Consider the following 26,134-nt stretch of genomic DNA (forward strand, 5'->3'; position numbering starts at 1 on the left):
GCGGATCACTCATCTGACTGAGGAAACCGGTCCCTGACTTCTGTCATCCGGACACTATGTGCGCGCCACTGTACGACACAGACTCTGGCACACCACGCATTCGCGGGAGGAACCCTTGCCGCAGCCCTTTCTGCCGTCACCGACTCCGCCGTCGCCGCACTTCCGTCACCGGCCGCCGACCGACGCGATGAGCCGGGGCCAGATCCGATGAAGTTCCCGTTCCCAATAGGGCCAGCTGTGCGTGCCGTTCCGGTACAGGTGGGCCGCCACGGGGATTCCCAGGAGGCGCAGCCGCCGGAGGAACGGCCGGATGGTCGACCGTACGACGGGCTCGGCGAGATTGGCCGCGCTCCACGACCCCGGCCGGTCCAGCGGGCCGGGACGCCCGGTCAGCCCGCAGGACAGGAACACGTCCGTACCGCGCAGCCCGGCCGCCAGGTGGAGCGGGTCGGCGGCACGCCAGCGCCGGTCGTCGAGCACGGGCACGCCCCACATCGCGAACGGGTTCACCCGTCCGGCGATGCCGGTGGCGGCGAGCAGGGTGGTCGCGGCGAGCGGCGAACGGATCGTGCACGGACCGCTCAGCGCAGCCGCGGAACGGAACATCCCGGGATGGGCCGCCGCGCTCAGCAGCGCCCCGTACCCGCCGCCGGAGACCCCGGCGACCGCGCGCACGGCCGAGGCCCGGTACCGCCTCCGCATGAGCTCGTGGAGTTCGTGGACGTGGAAGGTCTGCCACTGCGGGCCGCTGCGCCAGTCGGCGTACCCGCCCGCCCGGCCGCCGTCCGGCATGGCGATGAGGACGTCGTCGTCCCGGCTGAGATGCTCCACGTCGGTGTGGCGCGTCCACGACGCCGAGTCGTCGAGACCGCCGTGGTGCAGCGTCAGCAGCGGCCGGCCATCGCCACCGTACTCGGACCAGCCGTGCGGGACGAGCACCCGGATCGACCATTCTTCCGGGCCGAGGGAATCGGCCTGCACCGTCAGTTTCCTGAGCCGGTCGCTCAGCATCTCCTCGTCGATGACCTTGATTGCCATGAACCGAGGTTATGACGCTCACGAATGGCCACATCACTGACTGAACTCAAGATTCGACTTTACTGACCACTGAGTTATCTGCGTCCTTTCAAGCGCCTTTTCTAGCATGCCCGAAAGACGCCGAAGGCATTTTTCGCAACTGAATGAAAGGGGTGGGAACATGGCCACCGGCTTGATCGTCGTCATCGCGCTCTGCATGACGGCCAACGCGTGGCGGCTGCGGGCCCGCCTGCGCGGCCTCCGCCCCCTGCCGCCCGCGCCCGAGGGCGAACCGCCGGGCGGGAACGAGTTCGTCCTGCTCACCGCGGACGGGGTCGAGGTCCCGCCCGGCGTGCTGCGCGCCGCCGAGCGCCACGCCCGCGACAACGGCATCGGCCTGGTCGACCTGATGCCCCGGGACCTGCCCGTCGACGCGGCCCTCGACCTGGCCCGCCATCTGGACTTCGCCGCCTACCGCGACGACGTCTTCGGCATGGGCCGCGGGGCCTGCCACGCGGTTCTCGCCTTGCGCACCGCCACCGCCGACGCCGGGATCACGACGTTCACCGGCCTCGACCCCGACGAACTCGGCGCGGCCACCGCCCGGCTCCGGCTTTACACGGGCTCGGCCGACATCGTCGCCGCCCCGTTCGGCGGCCACGACCAGACGGCTTTCCGGCGTTCGCGGATGCGTTCGCTCGCACTGGTGATCCCGCAAACGCTCGCGCTACCGCAGACGCTGTTCGCGGCCGCCGGCGGATACCTTCTCGTGGCCGGGGGCATCGTGCTGGCACCGGTCGCCGGGTTCGCGCTCGCGCTGCTGTACTGCGCTCTTCCGGCGCTGGTCTTCGCCGGTGCCGCCGTACGGCCCCGCGACCTCACCCGCGTCTGCGCGCTGCGGCTCGTCCACACGCCCCGTTCGATCGTCCGGACCCTCACCGCCCCGAGGACGCGCTGGGAACGGGACCAGATCGCCCGCCGCGAGGAGGCCCGCGTCTGGTACCGGGCCGAGATCGACCGCGGGATCGACCGGTTCGCCGGGCCGCGCGCCGAGGAGTGCCCCTGGTGCGGCGGCCGCGCGTTGAGCAGGCGGGTCGTGGCCCGCGACATCCTCCAGGGCAAGCCGGGACGTTTCACCATGGACCGGTGCGACGGCTGCGGGCACGTCTTCCAGAACCCGCGCCTCACCCCCGACGGCCTGGCCTTCTACTACAAGGACGTCTACGACGGCCTCGGCGACGTCCTGGCCGAGCGGATCCTGTCCTCCAACACCTCCTGGTACCTCGCCCGCGCCGCCATGGCGGCCCGCGAGACCGACCCCGCCACGTGGCTCGACATCGGCACGGGCAAGGGGCATTTCTGCCGGGCCGCGCGGACCGTCCTGCCCGGCACGCGCTTCGACGGCCTCGACTTCGGCGCCGCGGTCGAGGAAGGCGCGCAGCGCGGCTGGCTCGACCGCGCCTACCGCGGCGAGTTCACGGCACTGTCCGATGATCTGGCCGGACGGTATGACATGATCAGCATGCACCACTACCTGGAGCACACCGCCGATCCGCTCACCGAACTCGACACCGTCGTCAAGGTGCTGCCTTCCGGGGGGTACCTCCTGATCGAACTGCCCGACCCCGAATCCTGGTTCGGCCGCGTCCTGCGCGGCTACTGGGTGCCCTGGCTCGCGCCCCAGCACCTCCACATGATCCCCATCGGCAACCTGCGCGCGGCGCTGGCGCAGCGCGGCCTGGAGATCCTCGCCGAAGAGCGCAGGGAGGCCGACCAGGGACCGGACTTCGTCGCGTCCGCCGCCGCCGTCGTGAACCGGCTCGGCCTCGACGTCGACCGGCCGTGGTGGCCGCGCCCCCCGGGCCGCCGCGAGTACGCCGGCGCGCTCGCCGCGATCGTCCTGGCCGGTCCCCTCATGGGAGCGGCCGTGCTGCTGGACCTGCTCACCACCCCCATCGCCCGGAGGACCAGCAACGCCTACCGGGTCCTGGCCAGAAAGAACCTCGGATGAGACATCTGCTGCTGACGCTCGCCCTGCTGTTCTCGCTCATCTCCGTACCCGCGCCCGCCTCGGCGTCGGAGATCACCGAGACGTGGATCGACGCACGCACCCTCGACCTGACCTGGACGTCGCCGAACGTCGCGGAAGAGGTCAGCGTCCGCCTGCTGCTGCCCAAGGGCTGGAGCCGGACCGCGAAGCGGACATGGCCGGTCGTCTACGCCTTCCAGGGCGGACGCGACGACTACACGTCCTGGACGCGCGAGACCGGCATCGAAGAGCTCGCCGCGCGATGGGACGTCATGGTCGTCATGCCGTCCGGCGGGGACAACGGCAGCTACACCGACTGGTGGAACGACGGCGAGGGCGGCGTCCCGCGCTGGGAGACCTTCCACACCAGCGAGGTGATCGAGCTGATGGCCCGCTACCGCGCGGGAAACAGCAGGGCCGTGATGGGCGCGTCATCGGGCGGCCAGGGCGCGCTGGCCTACGCCGCCAGGCACCCCGGCATGTTCCGCTACGCGGCGTCCTTCAGCGGCTCCACCCACCTGACCATGGCCGGGATGCAGGTGTTCCTGATGGCGGTGAACCTGATCGGCTCGGGCATGGACGCGTTCCGCATCTTCGGCGTGCCCGGCCTCGACGACGCGAACTGGCGCGCCCACGACCCGTACGTGCTGGCCGAGAAGCTGCGCGGCGTCGGCCTCTACGTCTCCAGCGGGACCACCGGCATGAACGGCCCGTACACGCCAGAGGGCGCCCAGTGGCGGCTCACCCAGCTCAGCGAGATCCTCATCGGGCAGATGAACCACTCGTTCGTGGCCCGGCTGAACGAGCTGAACATCCCGGTCACGTCCCACATCTACGGCAACGGCTGGCACGCCTGGCCCGAATGGATTCCGGAGATGAACGCGGCCTGGCCCCTGATGATGCGCGCGATCGGCGCGGAGGCCGCAGGGTCGTAGCCGCGCACGCACGGCCGGCGTACGCCTTCACCCGCCGAACCGGCGAGCTTTGAACGCCGATCGCACGATGGCGCGAACCGCGCGATCGTCCGCGACGTCCCATTGCAGAACGATTCCGGCGCGTGCCGCGCCTGGGCCGACGACAGGGGGCTTCGTGACCGGTTCCTCTCACAACGCGGGTCAGCCCGACATGTCGAGTCCCGGCCGCGGCGTACGAAGGCCGGGCGTGTTCAAGGCGGCCGTCGCCTTTCTCTTTCTGTCGACCATTGCCTACGGTTTCGTGGAGTTCTCAGGCGAAGGTCAATCAGGACCTTTGGCAGAGACCAGGACTCCCTTCGCCGCGATCATTTACGGGGCGATTCTCATCTGGGTCGCCGCCGGTGGACGCGAGGCCAGGACGGCGATGCTGTGGGCGGCCGTGGTGTCGGGCGCCTCGCAGTGGTCCTGGGCGCATGGCCCGGAGGGTCTGGTCTCGTACCTCGTCGCGTTGGCCGCCTCGGCTCTCGGTGTGGTGTTGCTGTACAGGCCGAAGAGCGGCTCATACCTCGACGTCAAGGAGTCACAGATCGCCGCCGCGCAGGTCCGCCGGCTGTTCGAGGAGCGCGGGAGGGGCGGCGAACGCCTGCACACCGTCTCCGGCATCGCCGCCATCCTCGGCATGAGCGGTACGACGGTCTACCAGCATCTGACCCCTGACCAGCGACGGCAGGTGCCCCCGCCGCCGGACGAAGTGTGATCCCCCAAGCTCTCCCCGGGCGGCTTCCGGATCGGCCGGGGGATCAGCGCGGCTGAGGGGCGTCGGGCCGGGGCAGTGCGGTGCTCTCGGTCAGGCGGCGCAGCAGATCGACGAGGTGGCTGCGGTCGGCCTCGGTGAACCCGCCGAAGAGGTGCTCGCCCAGTGGGCGCCGACGGGGTCCTGCTGACCACCTCGGCCGGCGGGCGCTACCTCGGCGACCCGGTGTTCGCTCCGCTGCTCGCCGAACTCGACCGCCGCGGCGCCGTCGCGTTCACCCATCCGTTCTCGCCCAAGGGGATCGTCGAGGTGCCCGAGGTCGGAGGCTGGCTCGGCGACTTCCTGCTCGACACCACCCGCACCGCGCTCAGCCTGATCGCCACCGGGGCCCTGGACCGCTACCACCGGCTGTCGATCATCTTGTCCCACGGGGGCGGGTTCCTGCCGTACATGGCCGGCCGCGCCGAACGCTGGGGCAGGGAGGACGACGGGCCCGCCCCGGCGAAGATCCGGCGGGCGCTGCGGCGCTTCTACTACGACACGGCGCTGCCGATGTCCCCGTACGCCACCCCGACGCTGCTCGGCGCGGCCGGCGCCGACCGCGTGCTGTTCGGCACCGACTGGCCCGCCAACTCCGCCCGCGAGGTGACCCTCAACACCGCGGCTCTCGACCGCGACCCGAACCTCGACCATCGCGCACACCCGGCCATCGCCCTGCGCCTACTCCCCCGCCTTGCCAAAAGGCGTCGGTGAAACCGGTGGTGGCGGACGTCCGACCGAGGTCGTGTGCGGACATGCGGGGGCGGGGAGCCGGTTACGGCTCCACCCACAGTCCACCAGGCCATGTCCTAGAGTCCCTGCATGCATCTGGACGACGGGCGGAAGGCCGCCGAGGCCGGGGACTGGGTGGCCGCCGGGCACGCCTTTGTGCGGGCCGCGATGGAGGGCAGTGCGGAGGGCGCCGAACTCGCGGCCCGGGTGACCGCCGAACTTGTCCCGCTGGCGGACGGCGGGTCGGCGGAGGCCGCCGCGCTTCTCGCCGGGATCTACCTGGAGTATTTCGACGAGTCGGCCCTGCCTGCGGCCGCAGCGTACGCCCGCGTAGCGGCCGAGGCCGGGCTCCCGGCCGGGCAGCGCACCTACGGGCACATGCTGGTGAAAGGCCTCGGCGTCGAAGAGGACCGGGAGCGTGCCGCCGCGCTGTTCCGGGCGGCCGCCGAGGGCGGGGACGCCTACGGCAGGTTCAACCTCGCCCTGCTGGTCGACGACACCGACGAGTCCCTGCAGCTGTTCGAGGCCGCCGCACGCGAGGGGATCGTCGTCGCCGGTGCCGTGCTCGCCGACCGGCTGTCGGCGCTGGACCGGGACGAGGAGGCACTGGGTTGGTACGTCTGGGCAGCCGAGCACGGGCATACGGGGGCGATGAACGCCGCCGCCTGCTGGTATCGCGACGGCTTCGGCACCGCACCTGACCCGGTGCAGGCGGTGCGCTGGTTCTTCGTCATGCTCGCGCACGGCGACGGAAACGGCGTTCACGAGGCGATCCAGATGGCGAAGGCCGGCGCCTTGAACGTGGAGCAGATTCGCGAGGCCGGACGGCTCGCCGGCGACCCCACCTCAGCGGAGACCCTGATCGGCATGCTCCCGAGCGGCGAAGGCTTCTGACGGCAGTTCGTTCCTGCGCCCACCCACCATGGTGGCTGTGGCGTCGGGTGGCGGGCGTTGGGGGTCGCACCGTCGCAGAGAGGCGTGGAGTGTCCCATAGCTGTCCCATAGCTGTCCCATATCTGCCAGTATCGACCGCTGTCGGCAGGCCGCAGAGGTGCAGGAGGGACCCCCGCATGGGGACTGGGGAAATCGAAACGATCCAACTCGACGAAGACCAGCGTGCCGACGTCGTCTTGATACTCGATACGTTGCGCACTGCAGGTTGGCGGATTCACCACGTCACCACCCGCACCGATGAACCAATGGTTATGGAGCCCGGAGCGGGAGCCCGATACAAGACACCGGCCTGCGAGCTTGATGTCGAGTATGCAGGTATGTGCATATCGGTCGGAATCGAAGGCATTGGCAACTGGGAGGACCATGAACTGCTGATTCACGGCTGCGGGCAGTACGCCAGTCGCCACAACACGGCGCAGCCGAACGACGATCAGCGGAAGCTTGTGGACGTTCTTGCGGTGCTCACGGCTTATCAGGAGCGGCTGGCACCCAACACCTACGCCGACTTCGGCCGTGCCCTGTTGAGGGCTTGTGACTCCATTGAGTACAACTCGGAAGAGACCGGCGTGTACGAGTTCACCCAGCAGGACTTGGATAGCGGAGAATTGCCTGTGCTGAAGCGCCAGTAGCACAAAGCCAGCGACACCTTCTTGACAGTCTCGCCGTACTCGGCTGGTGCGGGGAGATCAGCTGTCGGGATGAGCGTTGTTGATCACGACGGCGTCTCCCATGACGAGGTAGTAGACGGTGACGTCGTCGCGAGTGACGGTGTAGTGCGCGTGTTCCAGATCCTCGATTCCGAGCGGCTTGGCGTCCGGCGGTACCGAATCACTCAGCAGCGACATGATCACCAACTGGATCGCTGTTCGGTAGTGCGGCGCCATCCCGGCAATCTGGAGCCGGAGTGTGCGGGGGACGACGAGGTGGTCAGGCAAGCCAGTCCCCCGAGGCGACCTGCCCGCGGGCGTACACCTCGTAACCGGGCGGGGTCTGGCCGGCGTCCAGGTACGGCTTGATGCGGGTGGCCTCCTGGTCGGCCTGCCGGGCGGCACGCTCGCGACGCAACTGCTGCAACTCCTGCCACTCCTGCTCGGTGACCATCACCACTGGATCCCGACCGTTCTTGGTGATGCGGGGGTGCGCCCTGCCGTGGACCACGGCGGCGTGCATGTCACCGAGACGCTTACGGGCCTCCTTGATCGGATACGACTCCATGCCCCAGACCCTAGTGCACACAGTGGCACGAGTGAACACGGTGTACACCTTTGAATCCCGGACTGAACGTCCGAAGCAGTCGCCGGGCCGAACTGCAGCGCGTTCACCTTGTCGGTCGGCCATCGCGGGGCCACCCACGGCCGGTCGGACGACCCAGATCGCCCACGGTCAGCGCTCCAGGTCGAACTCGCACGCCTTCGCAGAGTCGGCGAACACCCGCCACGCCGCAGCACCGAACGCCAGGCGAGGGCCGTCCGGGTCCTTGGAATCACGCACGGCGATCATCGGAGCCAGGTCCGCGACCTCCACGCACTCACCGCCCTGGTGGCCGCTCCGGCTGCTCTTCCGCCACCGAACGCCCGACACGTCTGAGGTGCTCATAGCTGCTCCATCGCGTCTTGGATCATGGCCAACGACTCCTCGGCGGAGAGCGTGAGACCCTGGACCAAGTCCCACGTTACGGCTTGCAGCGCGACCCTGTCTCGCTGCTTTAGCAGGATCCCCTCGCCCGAAGACTCTGTGTAGGCGATTTCCGGCCCATCCTCGAAACCGAGGAGCATGAAACTTCCCGTCAGCCCAGCGTGATATCCGGCGTCATACGGGACGATCTGCAGTTGGTTCCGTTTGCGCCGCCCCACCTCCAGCAGGTACCCGAGCTGGTCATGCATGACGGCCTTGCCGCCAACGTTTCGGCGGATGACGCTCTCGTCCAGAACGAGGAACGTGTGCGGCGGGTCTTCCCGGTCGAAGATCGACTTTCGTTCCATACGTTCGGAGACGAGTTTGCCTGCGGCGGAGCCCATGATCGTGCCGATCACCGTGCTCGCGTACGCCTCGGTCTGGAAGAGTCCGCTGATCAGGTTGGTGCTGAAGACGCGGACGTGGCTGGCCTTCTCTTCGTAGCCCAGGTATTCCGGGAAGCCCGGAGGCAGGATGGTCAGGTGTCGCGTCTCGTTGATGCGCTCCCATAGGCGGCGGAACAGCCCGTCCACCTTGAAGTAGGTGTCGAGGGCGGCGGCGAATTCTTCGGATGGCAGGTTCTTGCGTAGCTCGACCTGGCCGACGTAGGAGTCGGCGAAACCGAGCTTTTCAGCGAGTTCCTTCTTGGTGAGACCGGCCTGCTTTCGGCGCCACTCGAGTTCCTTGGCGAAGGTGACGATGGCTGGTCCGTCGTAGGGCTCGGATTGGGCGGGCATCACGACCTCCGGGGGGCTGCACCCGGACGGCGGGTGCGGACGATCTTGCCTGCGGTGCATTGCTGGTGGTACTCGGTCGATTCCTAAGCGTAGTCGAGCGTGTGAGTGTGGTCACACGAAATTGGCGAGCGGGAACGAGTCAGAGGGAACTCGATGACTGCGCGAGTGCAGGTGGACGAACGGGAGCTGGAGCGGCTGCGGGCCGACTTCGGCGGGTGGCGGATCTGGCGGGCCGTCAAGCAGGACGGGCGGCTGGGCGAGTGGGTCGCCAGCCTCCACGACCCCAAAGCCGGGGTGGAGCCGACGCTGATGTTCCCCACGGCGCCCCTGCTGCGGAAGGCGCTGCTCCGGCAGGCCGAGAGGGCGCGAGCGAAGGGCTGAAAGCCGAGGTGATGGACGCAGGTCGTCCACCACCTGGCGTGAAGGCCCCCGAGAACGCGGCGCGGTCGGTGGACGTCCCCCGGGCCTGCCGGCCGCGCCGTTCCAGGAGAAGAGGTGAGCTTCATGGGCATGCGATCCGGCAGGCACGCGGCCACGGCCGATCGCACCGGCGCGGGACGTCCACCATGCGGTCAGCGTGCTCGTTCGTGAGCTGGCGGGCGCGTGAGTCCGGGCGAGCGGGGGCCGGTCGCGGCGGATCTCATCCTGTTCGGCGGAGCCTGCATCGGGACGGGTTCTTCGGGTTCCTGGCCGGGAGCCGGTGACCTGCCCGGTGGCGGGTGACCACGGCGGCAGGTCACCGGCGCGGCACTCAGCCCTTGGGGACAGGCAGCAGGTCGGCGTGCCTGACGTTGTAGCCGCCCTTGGTGACCGGGGCGAAGGCCGCGGGGCCCATGCAGGTGCCGGCCTTGCCTTCTCCCCATTCGCCTTCCTCGTTCTGGTCGCCGTTGACGACCGACCAGGAGAACCCCATGCGGTCATGCCTGCCACCGGGGCCGCCGTCGTGGACGCTGAAGCCGAGCCGCTTGCCGATCTGGTCCTTGATCGGTTTGTCCGCCTTGGTGACGACGGCGGTGAGGGTGGCGTTGCCGGGGCTGGTCGCCATGCAGTCGACCCTGGCCTCCGACCGCACGGTCCATCCCTCCTCCGGGGAGTGGTGGGAGATCTTCACGATGCCGCGGGCGTCGGTGGGCAGCCCGTCGGGGACGCCCGGCTTGGGCGCCGAGTACGGAACGGCGCGGGCGTTGATGGTGAAGGCGCGGACGTCCTGATCGGGCCAGTAGGTGAGGCGGATCTGCGCGGACCCCGAAACGCGCGCCGTCTTGGCCGCCTTCGCGGGCGGCGAGAACGTCTCCGCGGCCACCGGGGCGGCCGTCACGGCGATGGCCGCCCCGGCCAGTACAGCGATCTTGGTCGTGCTGAGCATCGAGGGTTCCTTCCGGTCTATGGCCGGACCCGGGCGGCCCGGCCACCCCCAATGCTCCGATCAGGTACCGCCCGGCCCCCTCCCCCACACGGGCCGGTCGCCTCCCCCGGCGGTCTGAACCGCCGGCTCACGGTTCGGCCTCAGCTACCGAAGCCTGCCGTCGACGGCGTCTTCGAATCCGGCTCGGGCGTACCGGCGTGGCGAGATGCCCATGATCCGCTTGAACGCCGTGTTGAAGGCGGGCTCGGATTCATACCCGAGTGACCCCGCTATCCGCGCCAGCGTGTCGTTGCCGTGGACGAGCCTTTCCCCCGCCAGCATCATCCTCCAGCGCGTGAGGTAGGCGATCGGCGTCTCCCCGGTCCGTCCGCGGAAGCGCTCGGCGAAGGTCGATCGCGACATGCCGGCTCGCGCGGCGAGTTCCTGCACTGTCCAGGGGAACGCCGGATCCGCATGTATCGCTCCGAGCGCCGCGCTCAGTTGAGGATCGGCGAGGGCCGCGAACCATCCGATGTGGCTGCGGGAGTCCTCGGACAGGTACAGGCGGAGCGCCTGCACCAGCATCATGTGCGCAAGCTGTTGCGCCACGAGCGACGAGCCCGGCCGGGCCTCACGCAGTTCTTCCATCATCAGCTCGATGGACCATCTCAGCCTGGCACGATCGCCCGACGTCTCGACGCGCATCAGGGGCGGCAGCGTCCGCAGGAGCACTTCGGCGTGGCGGCTGTTCACTTCGAAGCGGCTGCCGACCATGAACACGTCGCCGCCGCCGTTGTACGTGACGATCTCGCCGCTGCGGTCCGGGTCGAGCACTTCGCTCGCCCGTTTCGGCTCGATGCCCAGGTCGCTGCCGATGCTCACGGGCCGCCCGCTGGGCAGGACGAAGCAGTCGCCCGCCTGGAGCCGCACCGGCGCGTCGATGCCCTGCATCGACAGCCGGCACGTGCCTCGGGTGATGGCATAGCACTTGATGCGGCCGGCCAGGTCGTCGAGCGTGAGCGCCCAAGCCCCGCCGGCGTCGAAGCCCGCGGTGATGTAGCTGTGCGGCTTCAGCAGGGAGAGAACCTCGGAAAGGGGATCCATGCACTCCCCGGACGATCGCGAACAAAACAGCGAGTTTCGAGCATAGTTCGTGCGACTCATGCTGTCTACGCTTCAAAAGAAGTGGGCGGGGCTCGGCAAGAAGAAGACCCGAACTTCTTTGGAGGAAGAGCATGAAAGCTGCGGTCGTGAACTCGTTCGGCGATCCGCCGTCATTCCAGGATTTTCGTGAGCCGGAGGCCGGTGACGGTGAAACCGTGGTCACGGTGCACGCCGCCGCGCTGAGTCCGATCGTGAAGGGCCTGGCCTCGGGCAGGCACTATGCGAGCGGCGCGTCCGCTGGATTCGTGCCGGGTGTGGACGGCGTGGGAGTCGACGAAACGGGTCGTCGCGTGTACTTCCTGTTCCCTAAGGCTCCATTCGGGTCCATGGCGGGGAAATCACTCGCCGCAAGCGGCATGACCGTGCCGGTACCCGACGATCTGCCCAGCGACCGCGCGGCGGCCGTCGCCGCGGGAGGGCTCGCGTCGTGGATCGCGCTCTCCCGGCGGGCCGCACTGCAGGCCGGTGAAACGGTGCTGGTCGTCGGCGCGACCGGCGCCGCGGGCGGCATGGCGCTCCAGACAGCCCGGTATTTCGGTGCGAGCAAGGTCATCGCGGTCGGTCGTGATGAGGAGAGACTCCGGCGTCTGGGCGCGGATGTCGAGATCGCCCTGAACAACGACGCGGACAAGGCGCTGCGCGCCCAGTTCGACGAAGGGGTCGACGTCGTACTCGACTTCGTCTGGGGCGAGCCGGCCCTTCGCGTCTTGAGGGCTGCGACCGAAGACCGCGGCTCCCGAGCCGGCGAGCCGCGGTTGCGCTACGTGCAACTCGGCACTGTGGCGGGGGACGAGATCCCCGTCCGCGGCGACATGCTGCGCAGCACGGGTCTGGAGCTGATCGGAAGCGGCATCGGCAGCGTGGCCGTCAGCGAACTTCTGGCCGGTGCCGGGGAACTGCTCACAGCCGCTCCCGCGGCCGGTTTCGACGCACCGTTCACGAGCCTGCCGCTGCACGCAGTGGCCGATGCCTGGAATGGCGACCCGGCCGTCCGCTACATCCTCACGCCGGAGTCGTGAGGGAGATGCGGTCGATGATCAGTGGGTGGAGGGACGGGGTGCCGCCGACCGCGATCTCGTAGGCGCCTTCCAGGGACTCCAGGGCGCGGGGCAGGCGGGTCTCGTCGTCGGTGTGGAGGGTGAGGAGCGGCTGGCCTGCCGTGACGGTGTCGCCCGGCTTGGCGTGGCAGATGATGCCCGCGCCGAACGACACCGGGTCCTCCTTGCGGGCGCGGCCGGCGCCCAGGCGCCAGGCGGCGACGCCGACGCCGTAGGCATCCAGGCTGGTCAGAACGCCCGTGGACGGGGCCGTGACCATGTGGGTCTCGCGGGCGGACGGGAGGGGCGCATCGGGGTCGCCGCCCTGGGCGGTGATCATGCGCCGCCAGACGTCCATGGCGGAGCCGTCCTTCAGGGCGTCGGCCGGGTCCTTGGACGACAGCCCGGCGGAGGCGAGCATCTCGCGGGCCAGGGTGAGGGTCAGTTCGACCACGTCGGACGGGCCGCCGCCCGCCAGCACCTCGACCGACTCGGCGACCTCGACGGCGTTGCCGACCGCGTTGCCGAGGGGGCGGTCCATGGCGGTGAGCAGCGCGGTGGTGCGCAGGCCGTGGTCGGTGCCGATCGCGACCATCGTCTCGGCGAGTTCGCGGGCGTTCTCCACCGTTTTCATGAACGCGCCGGAGCCGACCTTCACGTCCAGGACGAGCGCGCCCGTGCCCTCGGCGATCTTCTTCGACATGATCGAGGACGCGATCAGCGGGATCGACTCGACCGTTCCCGTCACGTCGCGGAGGGCGTACAGCTTGCGGTCGGCGGGGGCCAGGCCGCCGCCCGCCGCGCAGACCACGGCCCCGGCGGAACGCAGCACGTCCAGCATCTCCGCGTTCGACAGCGACGCCCGCCAGCCCGGGATCGACTCCAGCTTGTCGAGGGTGCCGCCGGTGTGGCCGAGGCCGCGACCGGAGAGCTGCGGGACGGCGGCGCCGCACGCGGCCACCAAAGGCGCCAGCGGCAGGGTGATCTTGTCGCCGACGCCGCCGGTGGAGTGCTTGTCGGTGGTCGGGCGGTCCAGCGCCGACCAGTCCATCCGCTCACCGGAGCGGATCATGGCCTTCGTCCAGCGGGCCACCTCGGGACGGGTCATGCCGTTCAGCAGGATCGCCATCGCCAGCGCCGACATCTGCTCCTCGGCGATACCGCCCCGCGTGTAGGCGTCGACCGCCCAGTCGATCTGGTCGGGGGTCAGCGTCCCGCCGTCGCGCTTGGCGCGGATGACATCGATGGCGTCCACAAAGTCCCTTTCAAGCACGTTCGATCAGGTCGTCGGGGCCGAACGCGTCCGGCAGGACGTCCGACATGGGCAGGATGCCGCGCGTCGTCTCCAGCAGCATCGGGGCGCCGCCGTGCTCCCAGAGGAGCTGGCGGCAGCGCCCGCACGGCATCAGCGGGTTCCCGTGCCGGTCCACGACCGACAGCGCGACCAGCCGGGGCCTTTCCGACTTGCCGGGCCCGTGCAGCGCCGACACGATGGCGCACTCCGCGCAGAGCCCGATCCCGTACGAGGCGTTCTCGACGTTGCATCCGGTGATGACGCGGCCGTCGTCCACCAGGGCGGCGGCGCCGACGGGGAAGCCGGAGTACGGGCAGTACGCGCGCGTCATCGCCTCCCGCGCGGCGTCGCGCAGGGCAGGCCAGTCGATCTCCATACCGCTATCGTGCCTCACCGCGCCGGTACCGCTGCCCGTTGGCGGCGGGCATGCGGAGGCGCTGGCTGGCCAGGGACAGGACGAGCAGCGTCGTCAGGTGCGGCGTGAACGAGACCAGCTCGCCGGGGACCGCGTCGCTCAGCAGGAACCAGGCGAGCAGCCCGACGGCCGCCGCCAGCGACAGGACGGCCCCGACGTAGGCGTTGCGGACCTCGCGGCGGGCCAGGTCCGTCGCGGCCTGGGGACGCAGCTTCCCGGCGCGCCGGGCCTGCCAGACCGCGACGCCGATGAGCAGGATCGCCACGAACAGCAGCAGCGCGTGGACGGCCTGGCCGCCGCCGCGCACGTTCATCGCGTCGGTGTAGCCGAACAGCAGCGAGCCGACGGTGAGGCCGCCGGGACGCCAGTTCCCGAAGATCATGGCGGCGAGGCCGATGAAGCCCCGGCCGTTGGTCTGGCCGTCCTGGAACAGCGGGGCGGCGACGGTGACCAGGAAGGCGCCGGCGAGGCCGGAGAACCCGCCCGAGATGATCACGGCGGCGTACTTCATCCGGTACACGTTCACGCCGAGCGACTCGGCGGCGTACGGGTCCTCGCCGCAGGAGCGGATCCGCAGCCCGAACGGCGTCTTCCACAGGATCAGGAAGCTGAGCGGCACCAGCAGCAGCGCGACGAGGGTCAGCAGCGACATGTCGCTGGTCAGCCCGCGCAGGATGCCCGCGAGGTCCGACGCCAGAAACCAGTGCCGCTGCTCCAGCGACCCGAGCCAGTCGGGGCTCTGCCAGCCGCCTATCTTCCCGCCGGACAGCACCGGCGCCGTCAACGTCATGATCGGATCGACCGGCGGGGACTGCCGGGGGCCGCCGCCGAGGGCCTTCGCCTCGCCGGTGGCGAAGATCAGCCCGGCGAGGAACTGGGTGAGGCCGAGCCCGAGGATGTTGATCGCGACACCGGACACGATGTGGTCGACGCCGAACGACACGGTCGCGACCGCGTGCAGCAACCCGCCGAGGGCGCCGCCGAGGATGCCGAACAGGACCCCGATCCACGGGCCCCACTGGAACCCGGCCCACGCGCCCGTCCAGGTCCCGAGGATCATCATGCCCTCGAGACCGATGTTGATGATGCCGGACCGCTCCGACCACAGCCCGCCGAGACCGGCCAGGAAGATCGGCACGGCGAGGCGGAGCGAGGCGCTGACCGTCCCGCTGGAGGTCACCGGGTCCGCGTCGTCGATCACGCGGACCAGCGACAGCAGGACCAGCAGCCCCGAGGCGATCAGCAGGTAGTGCGGCCAGCGCAGCCTGCGTTTGCCGTTCGCGGGCTTCTTCGCGGCCACCGTCTCGGTCGCGGCGCTCATGAACGGCTCCCCGTGGACTCGCGGGCCAGGTCGTGGCCGGTGGCCAGCTCGGCGGCGACGGCCCGCTGCTGCATGCGGATCTCCCAGCGCCGGACGAGCTCGTACACGATGACGACGGTCAGCACGACCACGCCCTGCATGACCCTGACGATCTCCTTCGGAACGTCGACCGCCTGGAGCACGTCGGACGTCTGGTCGAGGAACGCGAACAGGAGCGCGGCGAGTGCGATGCCGGCCGGATGGTTGCGGCCGAGGAGCGCGATGGTGATCCCGGTGAACCCGAGCCCCGCCGGGAAGTTCAGCGAGTACTCGTAGGACGCGCCGAGCAGCTCCGGCATGCCGATCAGCCCGGCGACCACACCGGACGCCAGCATCGTGTAGACGATCATGCGGCGGGCGTTGACGCCGCTGGCCTGCGCGGCGGACGGGGACAGCCCCGACACCTTCAGGTCGAACCCGAACCTGGTGTAGTTGATGACGACCCAGAACACGATCCCGACGATGATCGCGACCGGCAGCAGCCCGTACATCTGGTTGGGCAGGTCGAGCCCGATCGAGGACAGGAACCCGTTCAGCGGCCCCACCCGTCCCGACTCGGGGATCTGCGGGGTCGCGACGTTGTTGCTGCCCGGCCGGAGCTCCGCGAGCCGCTGGTCGTTCAGCAGGTAGGCGATCAGGCCGGTCGCGATCGCGTTCAGCATGATCGTCGACAGGACCTCGCTGACGCCGCGGGTCACCTTCAGCACCCCGGCGATCGCCGCCCACAGCCCGCCGACCGCCATCGCCGCGACGATCACGAGCATCTGGCCGAACGGGGCGGGCAGGGTCACCGCCCCGCCGAGCACGGCCGCCAGGAACGCGGCGAGCCGGTACTGGCCGTCCACGCCGATGTTCAGCAGCGCCATCCGGAACCCGATCGCCACCGCCACCGCGGACAGGTAGTAGCGGGTGGCGCGGTTCACGATGTCGACGATCGAGTGTTCCGTGGTGCCGTAATCGATCATGCTCCGGATCGAGCTGATCGGGTCGGCGCCGGTGACGCGCAGCAGGATCATCGTGATGCCGAGGGAGATCAGCAGCGCCAGCGCCGGCGCGCCGATCTTCAGGCCGAGCCCGGTCGGGCCGAGGCCCCGCAGGATCGCCTTCCACGCCGGCACGGGCTCCGGTTCCCTGGGCGCGGCGCCGCCGTCCGGCTCGTCCGGTGCATCGCCGGAGCCCGGCTTCGCCAGGTCGGGCCCGGACGACTCGGCCTCCGACGGCTCCGGCTCCGGCTCCGCCTTCGGCGAGTCCGGCTTCGGCGACTCGGGGGCGGGTGTTCCGTCGCCCGGCCGCGCCGGGCCCTCCGGCTCGCCGTCGTTCGGCTCGCCGTCGTTCGGGCCGGTCATGACGCGGCCCCAGCCCCGGTCATCGCGGAGCCGAGCTCCTCCGGCGTGACGGTCCGCGGATCGACCTCCGCGACGAGCCGTCCCCGCAGGATCACGTGCAGGGTGTCGGACATTCCGATGAGTTCCTCAAGGTCTGCGCTGATCAGCAGCACGGCCAGCCCGTCGGCGCGGGCCTGCCGCAGGTAGTCCCAGATGGCGGCCTGGGCGCCGACGTCGATGCCGCGCGTCGGGTGCGCGGCGATCAGCAGGCGCGGCTCGCCGGACATCTCCCGCCCGACGATGAGCTTCTGCTGGTTGCCGCCCGACAGCGCGGCGGCGGGCACCTCGATGCCCGGGGTCCGCACGTCGTACTCCCGGACGATCCGGGTGGTGTCGCGGCGGGCGCCGCGCCGGTCGACCAGCGGGCCGCGCACGTTCGGGGGCCGGGTCTGGTGGCCCAGCATGCGGTTCTCCCAGAGGCTCCCCTCCAGGACGAGCCCGTGCCGGTGCCGGTCCTCGGGGATGTAGGAGATCCCGGCCTCGCGGCGCCGCCGGGTCGTCCAGTGGGTGATGTCCTCGCCGCCGTGGACGATCGACCCGGCGTCCGCGTCCCGGAGCCCCATGATCGCCTCGATCAGCTCGGTCTGCCCGTTGCCCTCGACCCCGGCCAGCCCGACGATCTCGCCGCGGCGGATGCGCAGCGACACGTCGTCCACGATGGAGCGGCCCTCGGGCGACAGCACCGTCAGCGCGCCGATCTCCAGCTGGACGTCCTCGGTGACGGTCGACTCGCGCAGCTCCGGGGTGGGCAGCTCCGAGCCGACCATCAGCTCGGCCAGCCGCCGGGAGGTGACCTCGCCCGGGTTCAGCCTCGTCGCGACGGTGGTGCCGCGCCGGATCACCGAAATCGTGTCGGCGACGGTCAGCACCTCGTCGAGCTTGTGGGAGATGAACAGGACGGTCAGGCCCTCGGCGCGCAGCTCCCGCAGGTTGCCGAACAGCTCGTCGACCTCCTGCGGGACGAGCACCGCGGTCGGCTCGTCCAGGATCAGCACGCGGGCGCCCCGGTACAGCACCTTGAGGATCTCCACGCGCTGCCGCTCGCCGACGCCGAGCTTCTCGACCAGCACGTCGGGGTCGACGTGCAGCCCGTACGCCTGCGACATCTCGGTGATCTTGGCGCGGGCGGCGGCGAAGTCGATGCGGCCGAAGCGCCGGCCCTTGGCGCGGGGCTCGGCGCCGAGGATCACGTTCTCCAGGACGGTCAGGTTGTCGGCCAGCTTGAAGTGCTGGTGGACCATGCCGATGCCGCGGCCGATCGCGTCGGCCGGGGTCCGGAAGGAGACCTGCTGCCCCTCGACCTCGATGGTGCCCTCATCCGGCCGCTGCATCCCGTAGAGGATCTTCATCAGCGTGGACTTGCCGGCGCCGTTCTCGCCGCAGAGCGCGTGGACCTCGCCGTGCTCGATGGTGAGGTTGATGTCGCGGTTGGCCACCACCCCGGGAAACCGCTTGGTGATCGATGTCAGCCGCACGGCCGGCACCTGGTCAGGCACGAGTGCCCCTCCTCCTGCCTCGAACGTGCTGTGGGACGTGACGCCCGGTGTGCGACGGAACGTGCCGCGCACCGGGCGTCATCAGTTCGGTGACGCCCGGTGCGCGATTACGGCCGGACGAAACGGGCCGGTCACGTCACCGTGCGGGGTCACGCCCCGCAACGGTCAGGCCCCGCCAGGGTCACGCCTTGGTCGGGACCTTGATCTCACCACTGACGATCTTGGCCTTCAGCTCGTCCAGCTTGCCCTTGACGTCATCGACGTGACCGCCGGACGTGGCGTAGCCGACGCCGTTGTTGCTGAGGTCGTACGTCTTGGTGCCGGCCTTGACGTTGCCGTCGGCGACGCTCTTCACGAAGTCGTACACCGCGACGTCGACGTGCTTCTCCATCGAGGTGAGGATCTGGTCCTTCACCCCGGCGACCGCGGGCTGCTTGTACTGGTCGGAGTCGACGCCGATCGCCCACTTGCCGGCCGCGCCGACGGTCTTGATGACACCGATGCCGGCGCCGCCCGCGGCGTGGTAGATGACGTCCGCGCCCTGGTCGAGCTGGCCCTTCGCGGCCTCGTTGCCGAGGCCGGTGTCCTGGAAGCCGTTGAAGTTCGGCGGCTGCGTCAGGTACTTCGCCGGAAGGATCTTGATGTCCGGCTTGGCGGCCTTCGCGCCCGCCTGGTAGCCGGCGAAGAACTTGTGGATCAGCGGCACGTTGACGCCGCCGATGAAACCGATCGTGCCGCTCTCGGACTTCAGCGCCGCGGCGGCGCCGACGAGGAACGAACCCTGCTCCTCGGCGAAGCAGGCGCCGCTGACGTTGGCTCCGTCGACCTTGCACTGGTCGGCGTCCACGACGAGGAACTTGGTGTTCGGGAAGTCCTTGGCGACCTTGACCACCGAGGTGGTGTAGGCGAAGCCGACGCCGATGATCGGGTTGTAGCCCTGGTTGGCCATCAGGCGCAGCCGCGACTCCTTGTCGGAGTCGGGCTCGTCGGGCTTGGCCGAGATCTCCTCGGTCTCGAGCTTCAGTTCCTTCTTCGCCCGGTCGAGGCCGGCCGCTGCCGAGTCGTTGAACGACTGGTCACCGCGGCCGCCGATGTCGAACGCGAGACCGACCTTGAGGGTCTTCTTGGCGCCCTCGTCGCCGCCGCCGGTGTCCGCCTGCTTGCCACCGCACGCGGAAGCGGCGAACGTCAGCGCCGCACCCGTCACGGTGACGAGTGAAATCTTCAGTCCACGGCGCAAGGTAGCGCTCCTTCCGTTCCCCACCCAGGGTCGGCGGCCGGACCGGCCACCGAAATCGATCGGACGCTACCTCGCGAATGTGGGCAAACTTCCCGCTTGCACTGATTCGCAACAGGTCCGTTACCAACGCGTAGGCATATCGCCACAGGTCAGCGCCCGAATGGGGGGTTACGCCAGTGCGGCACCCTCGATCGTTGCGGCGTCGCCGGGACGACCGCCCTCCCACAGCGCGGTCAGCGCGGTCGCGCTGAGCACCCGCACGCCGACCGCGACGCACCGCTCGTCGACATCGAAGTCGCCGCGGTGCAGGTCGTACTCGCCGGACGATCCGGGGGTGCGGACACCGAGCCGCGCCAGCGCGCCGGGGATCGACTCCAGGTACCAGCCGAAGTCCTCACCGCCGAGGCTCTGCGGGGTCGGGACCACGCCCTCCTCGTCCATGACCTGCGCGGCCGCGTCGCGGAACATCTGCACGCTGGTCGCCTCGTTCACGGTCGGCGGGACGCCCCGGACGTATTCGAGGGACGCCTCCACGTCGTAGGCGGCGGCGACCGACTGCAGCAGCGCCTTCATCATCTCCGGGGCCCGGTGCCACGCGTCGTCGTCGAGGCAGCGGACGGTGCCCTCGGCGATCCCGTCGTCGGGTATGGCGTTGGCGACCGAGCCGGCCGAGACCCGACCCCACACCAGCGACAGGCTGGAGCGCGGGTCGACGCGCCGCGACAGCGCCGACGGCAGCTCGGTGACGATCTTGGCGAGCGCGTACACGAGATCGGCGGTCAGGTGCGGCCGGGCGGTGTGCCCGCCGGGACCGGTGACCTTCACGTACACCTTGTCGCAGGCCGCGGTGATCGGGCCGGTGCGCAGGCCGAGCTGGCCGACCTCGATGCGGGGGTCGCAGTGCAGGGCGAACGCGCGGTCGACACCCGCGATGCCGCCGGCGGCCATGACGTCCAGGGCGCCGCCCGGGGTCTCCTCGGCGGGCTGGAACAGCAGCCGCACCCGGCCGGGAAGCAGCCCCGCCTCCGCCTGCTGGGCGAGGAACAGGCCCGCGCCCAGCACCATCGCGGTGTGCACGTCGTGGCCGCACGCGTGCGCGACGCCGGGGACCGTCGAACGGTAGGGGACGCCGCCCTTCTCGTCCTCCAGGGGGAGCGCGTCGATGTCGGCCCGCAGCGCGACCGTGGTGCCGTCGGCGGGGCCGATGTCGCAGAACAGCCCGGTGCCGCGCGGCAGGATCACCGGCTCCAGCCCGGCCGCGCGGAGCCGCTCGGCGATCTTCTTGGTGGTGCGGTGCTCGGCGTAGCCGAGCTCGGGGTGCATGTGCAGGTCGCGGCGGAACTCGATCAGCTCGTCCTCGTGCCCGGACAGGAACGCGTCGAGCTGCGGCTGCAGCACCGCACCGCCGAGCACCTCGGACCCGGCGGAGGCGGCGCCCGCGGCGGGGGGACCCGGCACGATCTCGCCGGTGACAGGGCCTTCCGGACCTTCGGGCGCGTCCTCGCCGACCACCAGATCCTCCTCCACCGGCATGTTCTCGCGGGCCGGCACGATCTTGGAAACGGGCGCGGCGGAAGCCGCGCCGCGTTCGTCCCGGCCCTCGGGGCCCACGGGCCCCGGGGCGGCGGGTGGTTCAAGGCCGGGCATCACCCCGGGTCCTGGACGTGTCATCTGCGCCCCCTGCGCGACGGCGGAGTCGAAGGGTCTCCGCCCGGTGGTCTTCTCTGTCTTTTCCTCAGGGCCGCCCTCGGGTTCACGGACGGCGCCGGATTCGAGGCCGGACTCCGGGCCCGCGCCCTGTCCGGAGCCGGCGTCCCGGCCGGGGACGGTGCGCTCAGGGTCGGCGGTGCGGCGCGGCTTCCCCGGGACGGCCGGTTCCTCAGGTTCCGGCATGTGCGACCTCCCCCAGTGTGACGAACCTGTCCTCCGCGAGCTCGGTGATCGCCGCGTCGACGATGTTCTCGAGCGTCCCGCCGTCGGCGCGGATCGCGCGCTGGCGTTCGTACGGGGCGCCGTGCTCCAGGACCTCGCCGGCCACCTTGAGCTCCTCGGCGCAGCCGAGCCGGTCGGCCACCGGCTCCAGCTCCCTGATCAGTTCGTACAGGTCGTCGCGGAGCGGCGCGGTGTTCCCAGTGTCGTCGGTGATGACGATGGCGTCGAGCCCGTACCTGGTCGCGCGCCACTTGTTGTCGCGCACCACCCAGGCGGCCGGCCGCGGCAGGGTGTAGCCGCGGTCGAGCTGCTGTTCGAACAGCGTGACCAGGCTCTGGCACAGCGCCGCCGCCATGCCGACCTCACGCATGGTGGGGATGCCGTCGAACATCCTGATCTCGACGGTCCCGAAGTCGGGATGCGGGCGGATGTCCCACCAGACCTCTTTGATGCTCCTTATCGTTCCCGAACGCAGAAGCGTGTCCATGTAATCCTCGAAGGCCGCCCAGTCGTCCAACGAGTGGGGAGGACCGGCCGTCGGCAGCTGACCGAAGACGACCGCCCTGCAGGATGCCAGGCCGGTATCGCTGCCGCTCCAGAACGGGCTGGACGCGGTGAGCGCGAGGAAATGCGGAAGGTAGGACGAGAGCGCGTTGACGATCGGGATCGCCTTGGCGCCGTCGGAGATGCCGACGTGGACGTGAACGCCGAACGTCTGGATGCGCCGGGCCAGCCACTGCATCTCCTCGATGAGCTCGGCGTAGCGCCGCATGGGCGCCATGACCGCGTCCCGCCAGTCACTGATCGGGTGGGTGCCGGTACAGGCCAGCTCGATGCCGCGTTCGCCGGAGGCGGACCGGAGGGCGGCGAGCGTTCCGGCCAGGTCGGCCTTGGCCTCGCCGACGGTGTCGCAGATGCCGGTGACGACCTCGACCGTCGATTCCATCAGCTCGTGCCGGATGCGCGGGTTGTCGCCGTCCTCGCTGAGGAAGGGCAGGTCGGCGAGCACCTCGCGTGCGTCCTGCCGCAGGTGCCTGGTCTCCGCATCGACGAGCTGGATCTCCCACTCGACGCCGAGCGTCGCCCCGTTCGATGCGTTGAAGTCAATGGCCACGGCCAACCTCCGTCCACAATCCTTGCAGGTCGTTGCGTGGCACGTGGCGCAATTCAGCCAGCGGGTCCCTAAGCCTGGACAAACGCCGGTCCAGGTCACGTGTTGGCTCCATGATGGTGCCCGTGCCCGCGACCCTGCCGGGTCTCCATGCCCTTTGCGGCCCAATTGACTCATGCGGAGGGTCAGTGCGCACGGCGGGGCCATACCTTTCGGTCATCGATCTCGTCTTCGGCACCATCCGATCGAACTAGTTAGCCCGTCCCAAAATACCGCCGATGACGGACTGTAACCGATAGGGGTTGTCCCTTACGTACCGTGTTGGCCACATCTGCACCTTGCGTCCCGTTAAGTCGCGTACGTCACGCGCTTGCCGTCTTCCCGACCGGGTACCCCTTCGCCGGATAGGTCGCCTAGTCTTCGGGGGAGTCATGGGCGTCGAGCGCATGCGCGCCGGGAGCGAGAGGGCTTCCGCGGGAACGAGGAGCGTCGGAAGCTTGCGAGCAGAGCGACGAGGGCGGGCCGGTGCCCGCCGCGCTTTGACGGTGTTCACAGTGCCCCTGGCCGCGGCCTCGCTCGCCGCGGCACCCGTCCTCGTGGCGGCCCCCGCCACCGCCGCGCCGCAGGCCCCGCCGCTGACGGCACCGCAGGCGGCGCCGTCCGGCGCCCCGGGAACGGAGCCGGTCGGCGGCCCGCAGCTCGCCGGACGGGGCATCGTCGTCAACAAGGCCGCCGGCGTCCCCGACCTGCCCAAGATCAAGGCGGGTTCGTACCTCGTCGCGGACGCCGAGACCGGCGACGTGCTGGCCGCCAAGGATCCGCACGGGCACTACCTCCCGGCGAGCACGATCAAGACACTCACCGCGCTGGCCCTCGTCCCTCGACTGGACGCCGGCCGGCTCGTGCGGCCCTCGCAGAAGGCGTGCGACGTCGAGGGCACCAAGGTCGGGCTCACCCCGAAGATGCGCTACAAGATCTCCGATCTGTTCCACGCGCTGCTGATGATGTCGGCCAACGACGCGGCGGTCGCGCTGGCCGAGGCGAACGGCGGCATGAAGAAGACCCTCGCCGACATGAACGCCGAGGCCAAGCGGATCAACGCGCACGACACCCTGGCCGGGTCGGCGAACGGGCTGGACGTGGACCTCGGGCTGGACCTCCGCACCCAGCACACCTCGGCGTACGACCTGGCGCTCATCCTGCGCGAGGGGATGAAGAACCCCGACTACCGCACGTACATGCAGGCGATCGACCACAAGTTCCCGGCGCCGCCGACCAAGAAGGAGCGCAAGAAGGGCAAGAAGGTCGGCGGATATCCGATCCACACCCACAACCGCATGCTGCCGGGCGAACGGCAGGCCTACGACGGGATGCTGGGCGGCAAGAACGGGTACACGATCGCCGCCAGGCAGACTTTCGTCGCCGAGGCACGGCGCGGCGGGCGCACGATCGTGATCGCGCTGATGAAGGCCGACCGGCCGCCGTCCCCGTACGCCGCCAAGCTGCTGGACTGGGGCTTCACCGCCCACGGCAAGGTGCAGCCGGTGGGCGTGCTGGTCTCCCCCGGCAACCCGGAGCAGGCCAAGAAGGACGCCGGCTCCGGCGGCGTGCTGCCCGACGCCCCGCTCGCCTCGGACGACGCGTCCCGCAGGTGGCTGCTCGTGGGCGGCGGCGCCGTGGGCGCCCTGCTGGCCATCGCGGTGCTGTTCGCGGTCCTGCGCCGCCGCCGGTTCGACAAGTCGCTGCGCGGCGGCCGGTAGCCGCGCACAGGCCGGTGGCCGCGCACAGGCCGGTGGCCGCGCACAGGCCGATGGCCGCGCACAGGCCGGTGGCCGCGCACCGGTCGCGCCGGTAAAGGTTCTCTGACCCGCACCAGGGGCGCTGGCCTGGCCGCGCCGGCGGGCTTACGCTCGCGGTGCGCCGGTGACCTCGCCGCCGCTGCAGGAGACGGCGGACCGGCGCCACAGGAGGAAGCGCGCCATGTCCGACATGTACGTCTCTGCGCTCGGTGCGCCCGCGCTCGAACATCCCAACGTGACGCTGCTGAAAGACGGCTACACGGCCTTCGCCAAGGGCGACACGGCCTTCATCCGCGGACTGCTCGCCGAGGACGTCGTCCACCGCGTCCCCGGCCGCGGGCCCCTGTGCGGCGAGTACCGCACCCCCGAAGAGATCCTCGGCTTCTATGTCCGCCTGTTCGAGCTGTCCGGCGGGACGTTCCGCGCCGAGCCCTACTCGGTGATGGCCAACGAGGAGTACGGCGCCGCCCTCGTCCAGACCTACGCCGAACGTCCGGGCCGGGTCCTGGACGGCCGCTCGGTGGACCTGTTCCGCATCCGGGACGGCAAGATCACCGAGATCCGCACGCTGGCCGAGGATCAGTACGCCGACGACGCCTTCTGGTCCTGAGCCGGCGCGTCCCGCTCGGGCGGGTCCTGCGCCGGCGGGTCTTGCGCCGGCGAATCCTGCACGGGCGGGTCCTCCCGCTCGTGTTCGTCCGCCTCGGCCCGTTCCCGGAGTTCCTCGACCTCATCGGGGTCGGCGACGTTCTCCGGGTTGCCGGCGTCGGCGGTGAGGACGATCCGCCGGGTCGCCGTCCACGCGGCGACGAACAGCGTGAACCGCGACGCGATGTTGATCCACACCATCAGCCCGACCAGGACGGCGAACGTCCCGTACACCGGGTTCTCCGTCACCCGCGCGACCAGCAGCGTCGCGACCTGCTTGAGCGCCTCGAAGCCGACGGCGCCGAACAGCGCGCCGCGGATGATCCGCCGCCACGGCGCCCGCGTCCCCGACAGCCGGGTGAACAGCACCAGGAAGATCACGGTGTTGAACATGATCGCGCAGGCGAGGGACAGCATCCGCAGACCGGTGCCCGCACCCGCCACGTCCTGCAGGCCGAACCACCCGAGGACGGTGCTGGTGGCGGCCGTCGTGACCGTGGAGACCCCCATGCCGCAGATCAGGACCACGCCGAGGAACGCCAGGACCGCCAGGTCCCAGAACCGCTCGACGAAATAGTTGCCGTCGCCGTCGGGCTCGTTGCCCCAGATGTCGCGGAGCGACTCGCGCAGCACCTGGACCCAGCCCTGCCCGGTGATCAGCAGGGCGGCCAGGCCGATGATCCCGACGGCCGTCTTGGACTGGGCGATCTCCTCGACCCGGATCTCGGCGGCCAGGCCGGGCAGCAGCGAGTCCACCGCCCGGACGAAGTAGGCGCGGGCCTGCGCACTGACTCCGACGAGGTAGCCGAGCAGCGAGTACCCGAGCGCCAGCAGCGGGAAGAACGACAGGAAGGCGTAGCAGGTGAGGGCCGCGGCGAGGCGGTCGCCGCGCCGCTCCTGGTACCGCCGGAGCGCCCGGATGTGGTGGTCGAACCATCGCCAGCGTTCGCGGGCGTCGCGCAGCAGGCCCTTGCCCTGGGCGAACAGGGACTCGCTTCGCCGCTGAACCCTGTTGATCGCCTGGCGCATGCACGCAACCTACCCAGCACGGGCCACCC

26 protein-coding genes are annotated in these 26,134 nt (G+C 70.3%); 10 read left to right on the forward strand and 16 right to left on the reverse strand.

The features are described from left to right. Nucleotides 1-165: 165 nt before the first annotated feature. Complete coding sequence (locus ACGFK0_RS33600; protein ID WP_392912338.1) at nt 166-1,038, reverse strand: alpha/beta hydrolase; 873 nt, start codon at nt 1,036-1,038, stop codon at nt 166-168. A gap of 160 nt (nt 1,039-1,198) precedes the next feature. Between ACGFK0_RS33600 and ACGFK0_RS33605 the strand changes: the two genes are divergently transcribed. The 6 genes from ACGFK0_RS33605 to ACGFK0_RS33630 all read left to right on the forward strand — a co-directional run bounded on the left by ACGFK0_RS33605 (nt 1,199) and on the right by ACGFK0_RS33630 (nt 7,068). Beyond that, nucleotides 1,199-3,028: a class I SAM-dependent methyltransferase gene (locus tag ACGFK0_RS33605; RefSeq protein ID WP_392912340.1), complete on the forward strand. Its 1,830-nt coding sequence runs from the start codon at nt 1,199-1,201 to the stop codon at nt 3,026-3,028. Then, complete coding sequence (locus ACGFK0_RS33610) at nt 3,025-3,981, forward strand: alpha/beta hydrolase (RefSeq protein WP_392912342.1); 957 nt, start codon at nt 3,025-3,027, stop codon at nt 3,979-3,981. The genes ACGFK0_RS33605 and ACGFK0_RS33610 overlap by 4 nt, the downstream gene beginning before the upstream one ends. 226 nt (nt 3,982-4,207) lie before the next feature. Then, complete coding sequence (locus ACGFK0_RS33615; RefSeq protein ID WP_392912344.1) at nt 4,208-4,717, forward strand: hypothetical protein; 510 nt, start codon at nt 4,208-4,210, stop codon at nt 4,715-4,717. Between the two features lie 162 nt (nt 4,718-4,879). Next, nucleotides 4,880-5,467 (forward strand): amidohydrolase family protein, encoded by a 588-nt coding sequence (locus ACGFK0_RS33620; RefSeq protein ID WP_392912346.1) that lies wholly within the window; start codon nt 4,880-4,882, stop codon nt 5,465-5,467. Nucleotides 5,468-5,575: 108 nt separating this feature from the next. After that, a complete protein-coding gene (locus ACGFK0_RS33625) occupies nt 5,576-6,379 on the forward strand; it encodes a tetratricopeptide repeat protein (protein WP_392912348.1) in 804 nt (267 codons plus the stop codon). A 176-nt stretch (nt 6,380-6,555) separates the two neighbouring features. Beyond that, nucleotides 6,556-7,068 carry a hypothetical protein gene (locus ACGFK0_RS33630; RefSeq protein WP_392912350.1) on the forward strand — a complete coding sequence of 171 codons (513 nt, stop codon included), beginning with the start codon at nt 6,556-6,558 and terminating at the stop codon, nt 7,066-7,068. Nucleotides 7,069-7,125: 57 nt separating this feature from the next. Here ACGFK0_RS33630 and ACGFK0_RS33635 read toward each other — a convergent pair whose 3' ends face one another. From ACGFK0_RS33635 to ACGFK0_RS33650, 4 genes are all read right to left on the reverse strand, one after another. Further along, nucleotides 7,126-7,374, reverse strand: a complete 249-nt coding sequence (locus tag ACGFK0_RS33635; protein WP_392912352.1) for a hypothetical protein — start codon at nt 7,372-7,374, stop codon at nt 7,126-7,128. Next, the gene (locus tag ACGFK0_RS33640) at nt 7,367-7,654 is read right to left on the reverse strand and encodes a type II toxin-antitoxin system Phd/YefM family antitoxin (RefSeq protein WP_392912354.1); all 288 of its coding nucleotides are present in this window, start codon (nt 7,652-7,654) and stop codon (nt 7,367-7,369) included. Before ACGFK0_RS33640 ends, ACGFK0_RS33635 begins: the two co-directional genes overlap by 8 nt. A 168-nt stretch (nt 7,655-7,822) precedes the next feature. Beyond that, the gene (locus ACGFK0_RS33645; protein ID WP_392912356.1) at nt 7,823-8,035 is read right to left on the reverse strand and encodes a DUF397 domain-containing protein; all 213 of its coding nucleotides are present in this window, start codon (nt 8,033-8,035) and stop codon (nt 7,823-7,825) included. Next, nucleotides 8,032-8,850, reverse strand: a complete 819-nt coding sequence (locus tag ACGFK0_RS33650; RefSeq protein ID WP_392912358.1) for a Scr1 family TA system antitoxin-like transcriptional regulator — start codon at nt 8,848-8,850, stop codon at nt 8,032-8,034. Before ACGFK0_RS33650 ends, ACGFK0_RS33645 begins: the two co-directional genes overlap by 4 nt. A gap of 153 nt (nt 8,851-9,003) precedes the next feature. Here ACGFK0_RS33650 and ACGFK0_RS33655 point away from each other — a divergent pair, with 153 nt between their 5' ends. Next, the gene (locus ACGFK0_RS33655; protein WP_392912360.1) at nt 9,004-9,231 is read left to right on the forward strand and encodes a hypothetical protein; all 228 of its coding nucleotides are present in this window, start codon (nt 9,004-9,006) and stop codon (nt 9,229-9,231) included. 370 nt (nt 9,232-9,601) lie between these two features. Here the strand turns inward: ACGFK0_RS33655 and ACGFK0_RS33660 are convergent, their stop codons facing one another. Then, entirely contained in the window at nt 9,602-10,216 is a 615-nt protein-coding gene (locus ACGFK0_RS33660) for a hypothetical protein (RefSeq protein ID WP_392912362.1), read from the reverse strand. A gap of 144 nt (nt 10,217-10,360) precedes the next feature. Next, nucleotides 10,361-11,359: an AraC family transcriptional regulator gene (locus ACGFK0_RS33665; RefSeq protein WP_392912364.1), complete on the reverse strand. Its 999-nt coding sequence runs from the start codon at nt 11,357-11,359 to the stop codon at nt 10,361-10,363. Nucleotides 11,360-11,430: 71 nt separating this feature from the next. Here ACGFK0_RS33665 and ACGFK0_RS33670 point away from each other — a divergent pair, with 71 nt between their 5' ends. Further along, nucleotides 11,431-12,378, forward strand: coding sequence for a zinc-binding dehydrogenase (locus tag ACGFK0_RS33670; RefSeq protein ID WP_392912366.1), 948 nt, complete (start codon nt 11,431-11,433; stop codon nt 12,376-12,378). Here the strand turns inward: ACGFK0_RS33670 and ACGFK0_RS33675 are convergent. From ACGFK0_RS33675 to ACGFK0_RS33710, 8 genes are all read right to left on the reverse strand, one after another. Beyond that, on the reverse strand, nt 12,362-13,651 hold the full coding sequence (locus tag ACGFK0_RS33675; RefSeq protein ID WP_392912369.1) for a thymidine phosphorylase: 1,290 nt from the start codon (nt 13,649-13,651) through the stop codon (nt 12,362-12,364). The two genes, ACGFK0_RS33670 and ACGFK0_RS33675, sit on opposite strands and share 17 nt — an antisense overlap. Nucleotides 13,652-13,661: 10 nt before the next feature. Further along, nucleotides 13,662-14,066, reverse strand: coding sequence for a cytidine deaminase (locus ACGFK0_RS33680; protein WP_392912371.1), 405 nt, complete (start codon nt 14,064-14,066; stop codon nt 13,662-13,664). Nucleotides 14,067-14,070: 4 nt separating this feature from the next. Next, nucleotides 14,071-15,426, reverse strand: a complete 1,356-nt coding sequence (locus tag ACGFK0_RS33685) for an ABC transporter permease (protein ID WP_392912373.1) — start codon at nt 15,424-15,426, stop codon at nt 14,071-14,073. Further along, nucleotides 15,423-16,811: an ABC transporter permease gene (locus tag ACGFK0_RS33690; protein WP_392912375.1), complete on the reverse strand. Its 1,389-nt coding sequence runs from the start codon at nt 16,809-16,811 to the stop codon at nt 15,423-15,425. The genes ACGFK0_RS33685 and ACGFK0_RS33690 overlap by 4 nt, the downstream gene beginning before the upstream one ends. Beyond that, a complete protein-coding gene (locus ACGFK0_RS33695) occupies nt 16,808-18,346 on the reverse strand; it encodes an ABC transporter ATP-binding protein (protein ID WP_392912377.1) in 1,539 nt (512 codons plus the stop codon). Before ACGFK0_RS33695 ends, ACGFK0_RS33690 begins: the two co-directional genes overlap by 4 nt. Nucleotides 18,347-18,527: 181 nt before the next feature. Then, nucleotides 18,528-19,586: a BMP family protein gene (locus ACGFK0_RS33700; RefSeq protein ID WP_392912379.1), complete on the reverse strand. Its 1,059-nt coding sequence runs from the start codon at nt 19,584-19,586 to the stop codon at nt 18,528-18,530. Nucleotides 19,587-19,754: 168 nt separating this feature from the next. After that, nucleotides 19,755-21,119, reverse strand: coding sequence for a M20 family metallopeptidase (locus tag ACGFK0_RS33705; protein ID WP_392912415.1), 1,365 nt, complete (start codon nt 21,117-21,119; stop codon nt 19,755-19,757). Between the two features lie 346 nt (nt 21,120-21,465). After that, nucleotides 21,466-22,632 (reverse strand): glutamate--cysteine ligase, encoded by a 1,167-nt coding sequence (locus ACGFK0_RS33710; protein ID WP_392912381.1) that lies wholly within the window; start codon nt 22,630-22,632, stop codon nt 21,466-21,468. A gap of 542 nt (nt 22,633-23,174) precedes the next feature. Between ACGFK0_RS33710 and ACGFK0_RS33715 the strand changes: the two genes are divergently transcribed. Both ACGFK0_RS33715 and ACGFK0_RS33720 read left to right on the forward strand, forming a co-directional pair. Then, entirely contained in the window at nt 23,175-24,389 is a 1,215-nt protein-coding gene (locus tag ACGFK0_RS33715) for a D-alanyl-D-alanine carboxypeptidase family protein (protein ID WP_392912383.1), read from the forward strand. 220 nt (nt 24,390-24,609) lie between these two features. Beyond that, nucleotides 24,610-25,038: a nuclear transport factor 2 family protein gene (locus ACGFK0_RS33720; protein WP_392912385.1), complete on the forward strand. Its 429-nt coding sequence runs from the start codon at nt 24,610-24,612 to the stop codon at nt 25,036-25,038. Here ACGFK0_RS33720 and ACGFK0_RS33725 read toward each other — a convergent pair. Continuing rightward, on the reverse strand, nt 25,008-26,105 hold the full coding sequence (locus ACGFK0_RS33725) for a YihY/virulence factor BrkB family protein (protein WP_392912387.1): 1,098 nt from the start codon (nt 26,103-26,105) through the stop codon (nt 25,008-25,010). The genes ACGFK0_RS33720 and ACGFK0_RS33725 overlap by 31 nt on opposite strands. Nucleotides 26,106-26,134: the final 29 nt, after the last annotated feature.

Origin of the sequence: Spirillospora sp. NPDC048823 (genome assembly GCF_043198445.1) — a bacterium.
GTDB lineage: Bacteria > Actinomycetota > Actinomycetes > Streptosporangiales > Streptosporangiaceae > Spirillospora.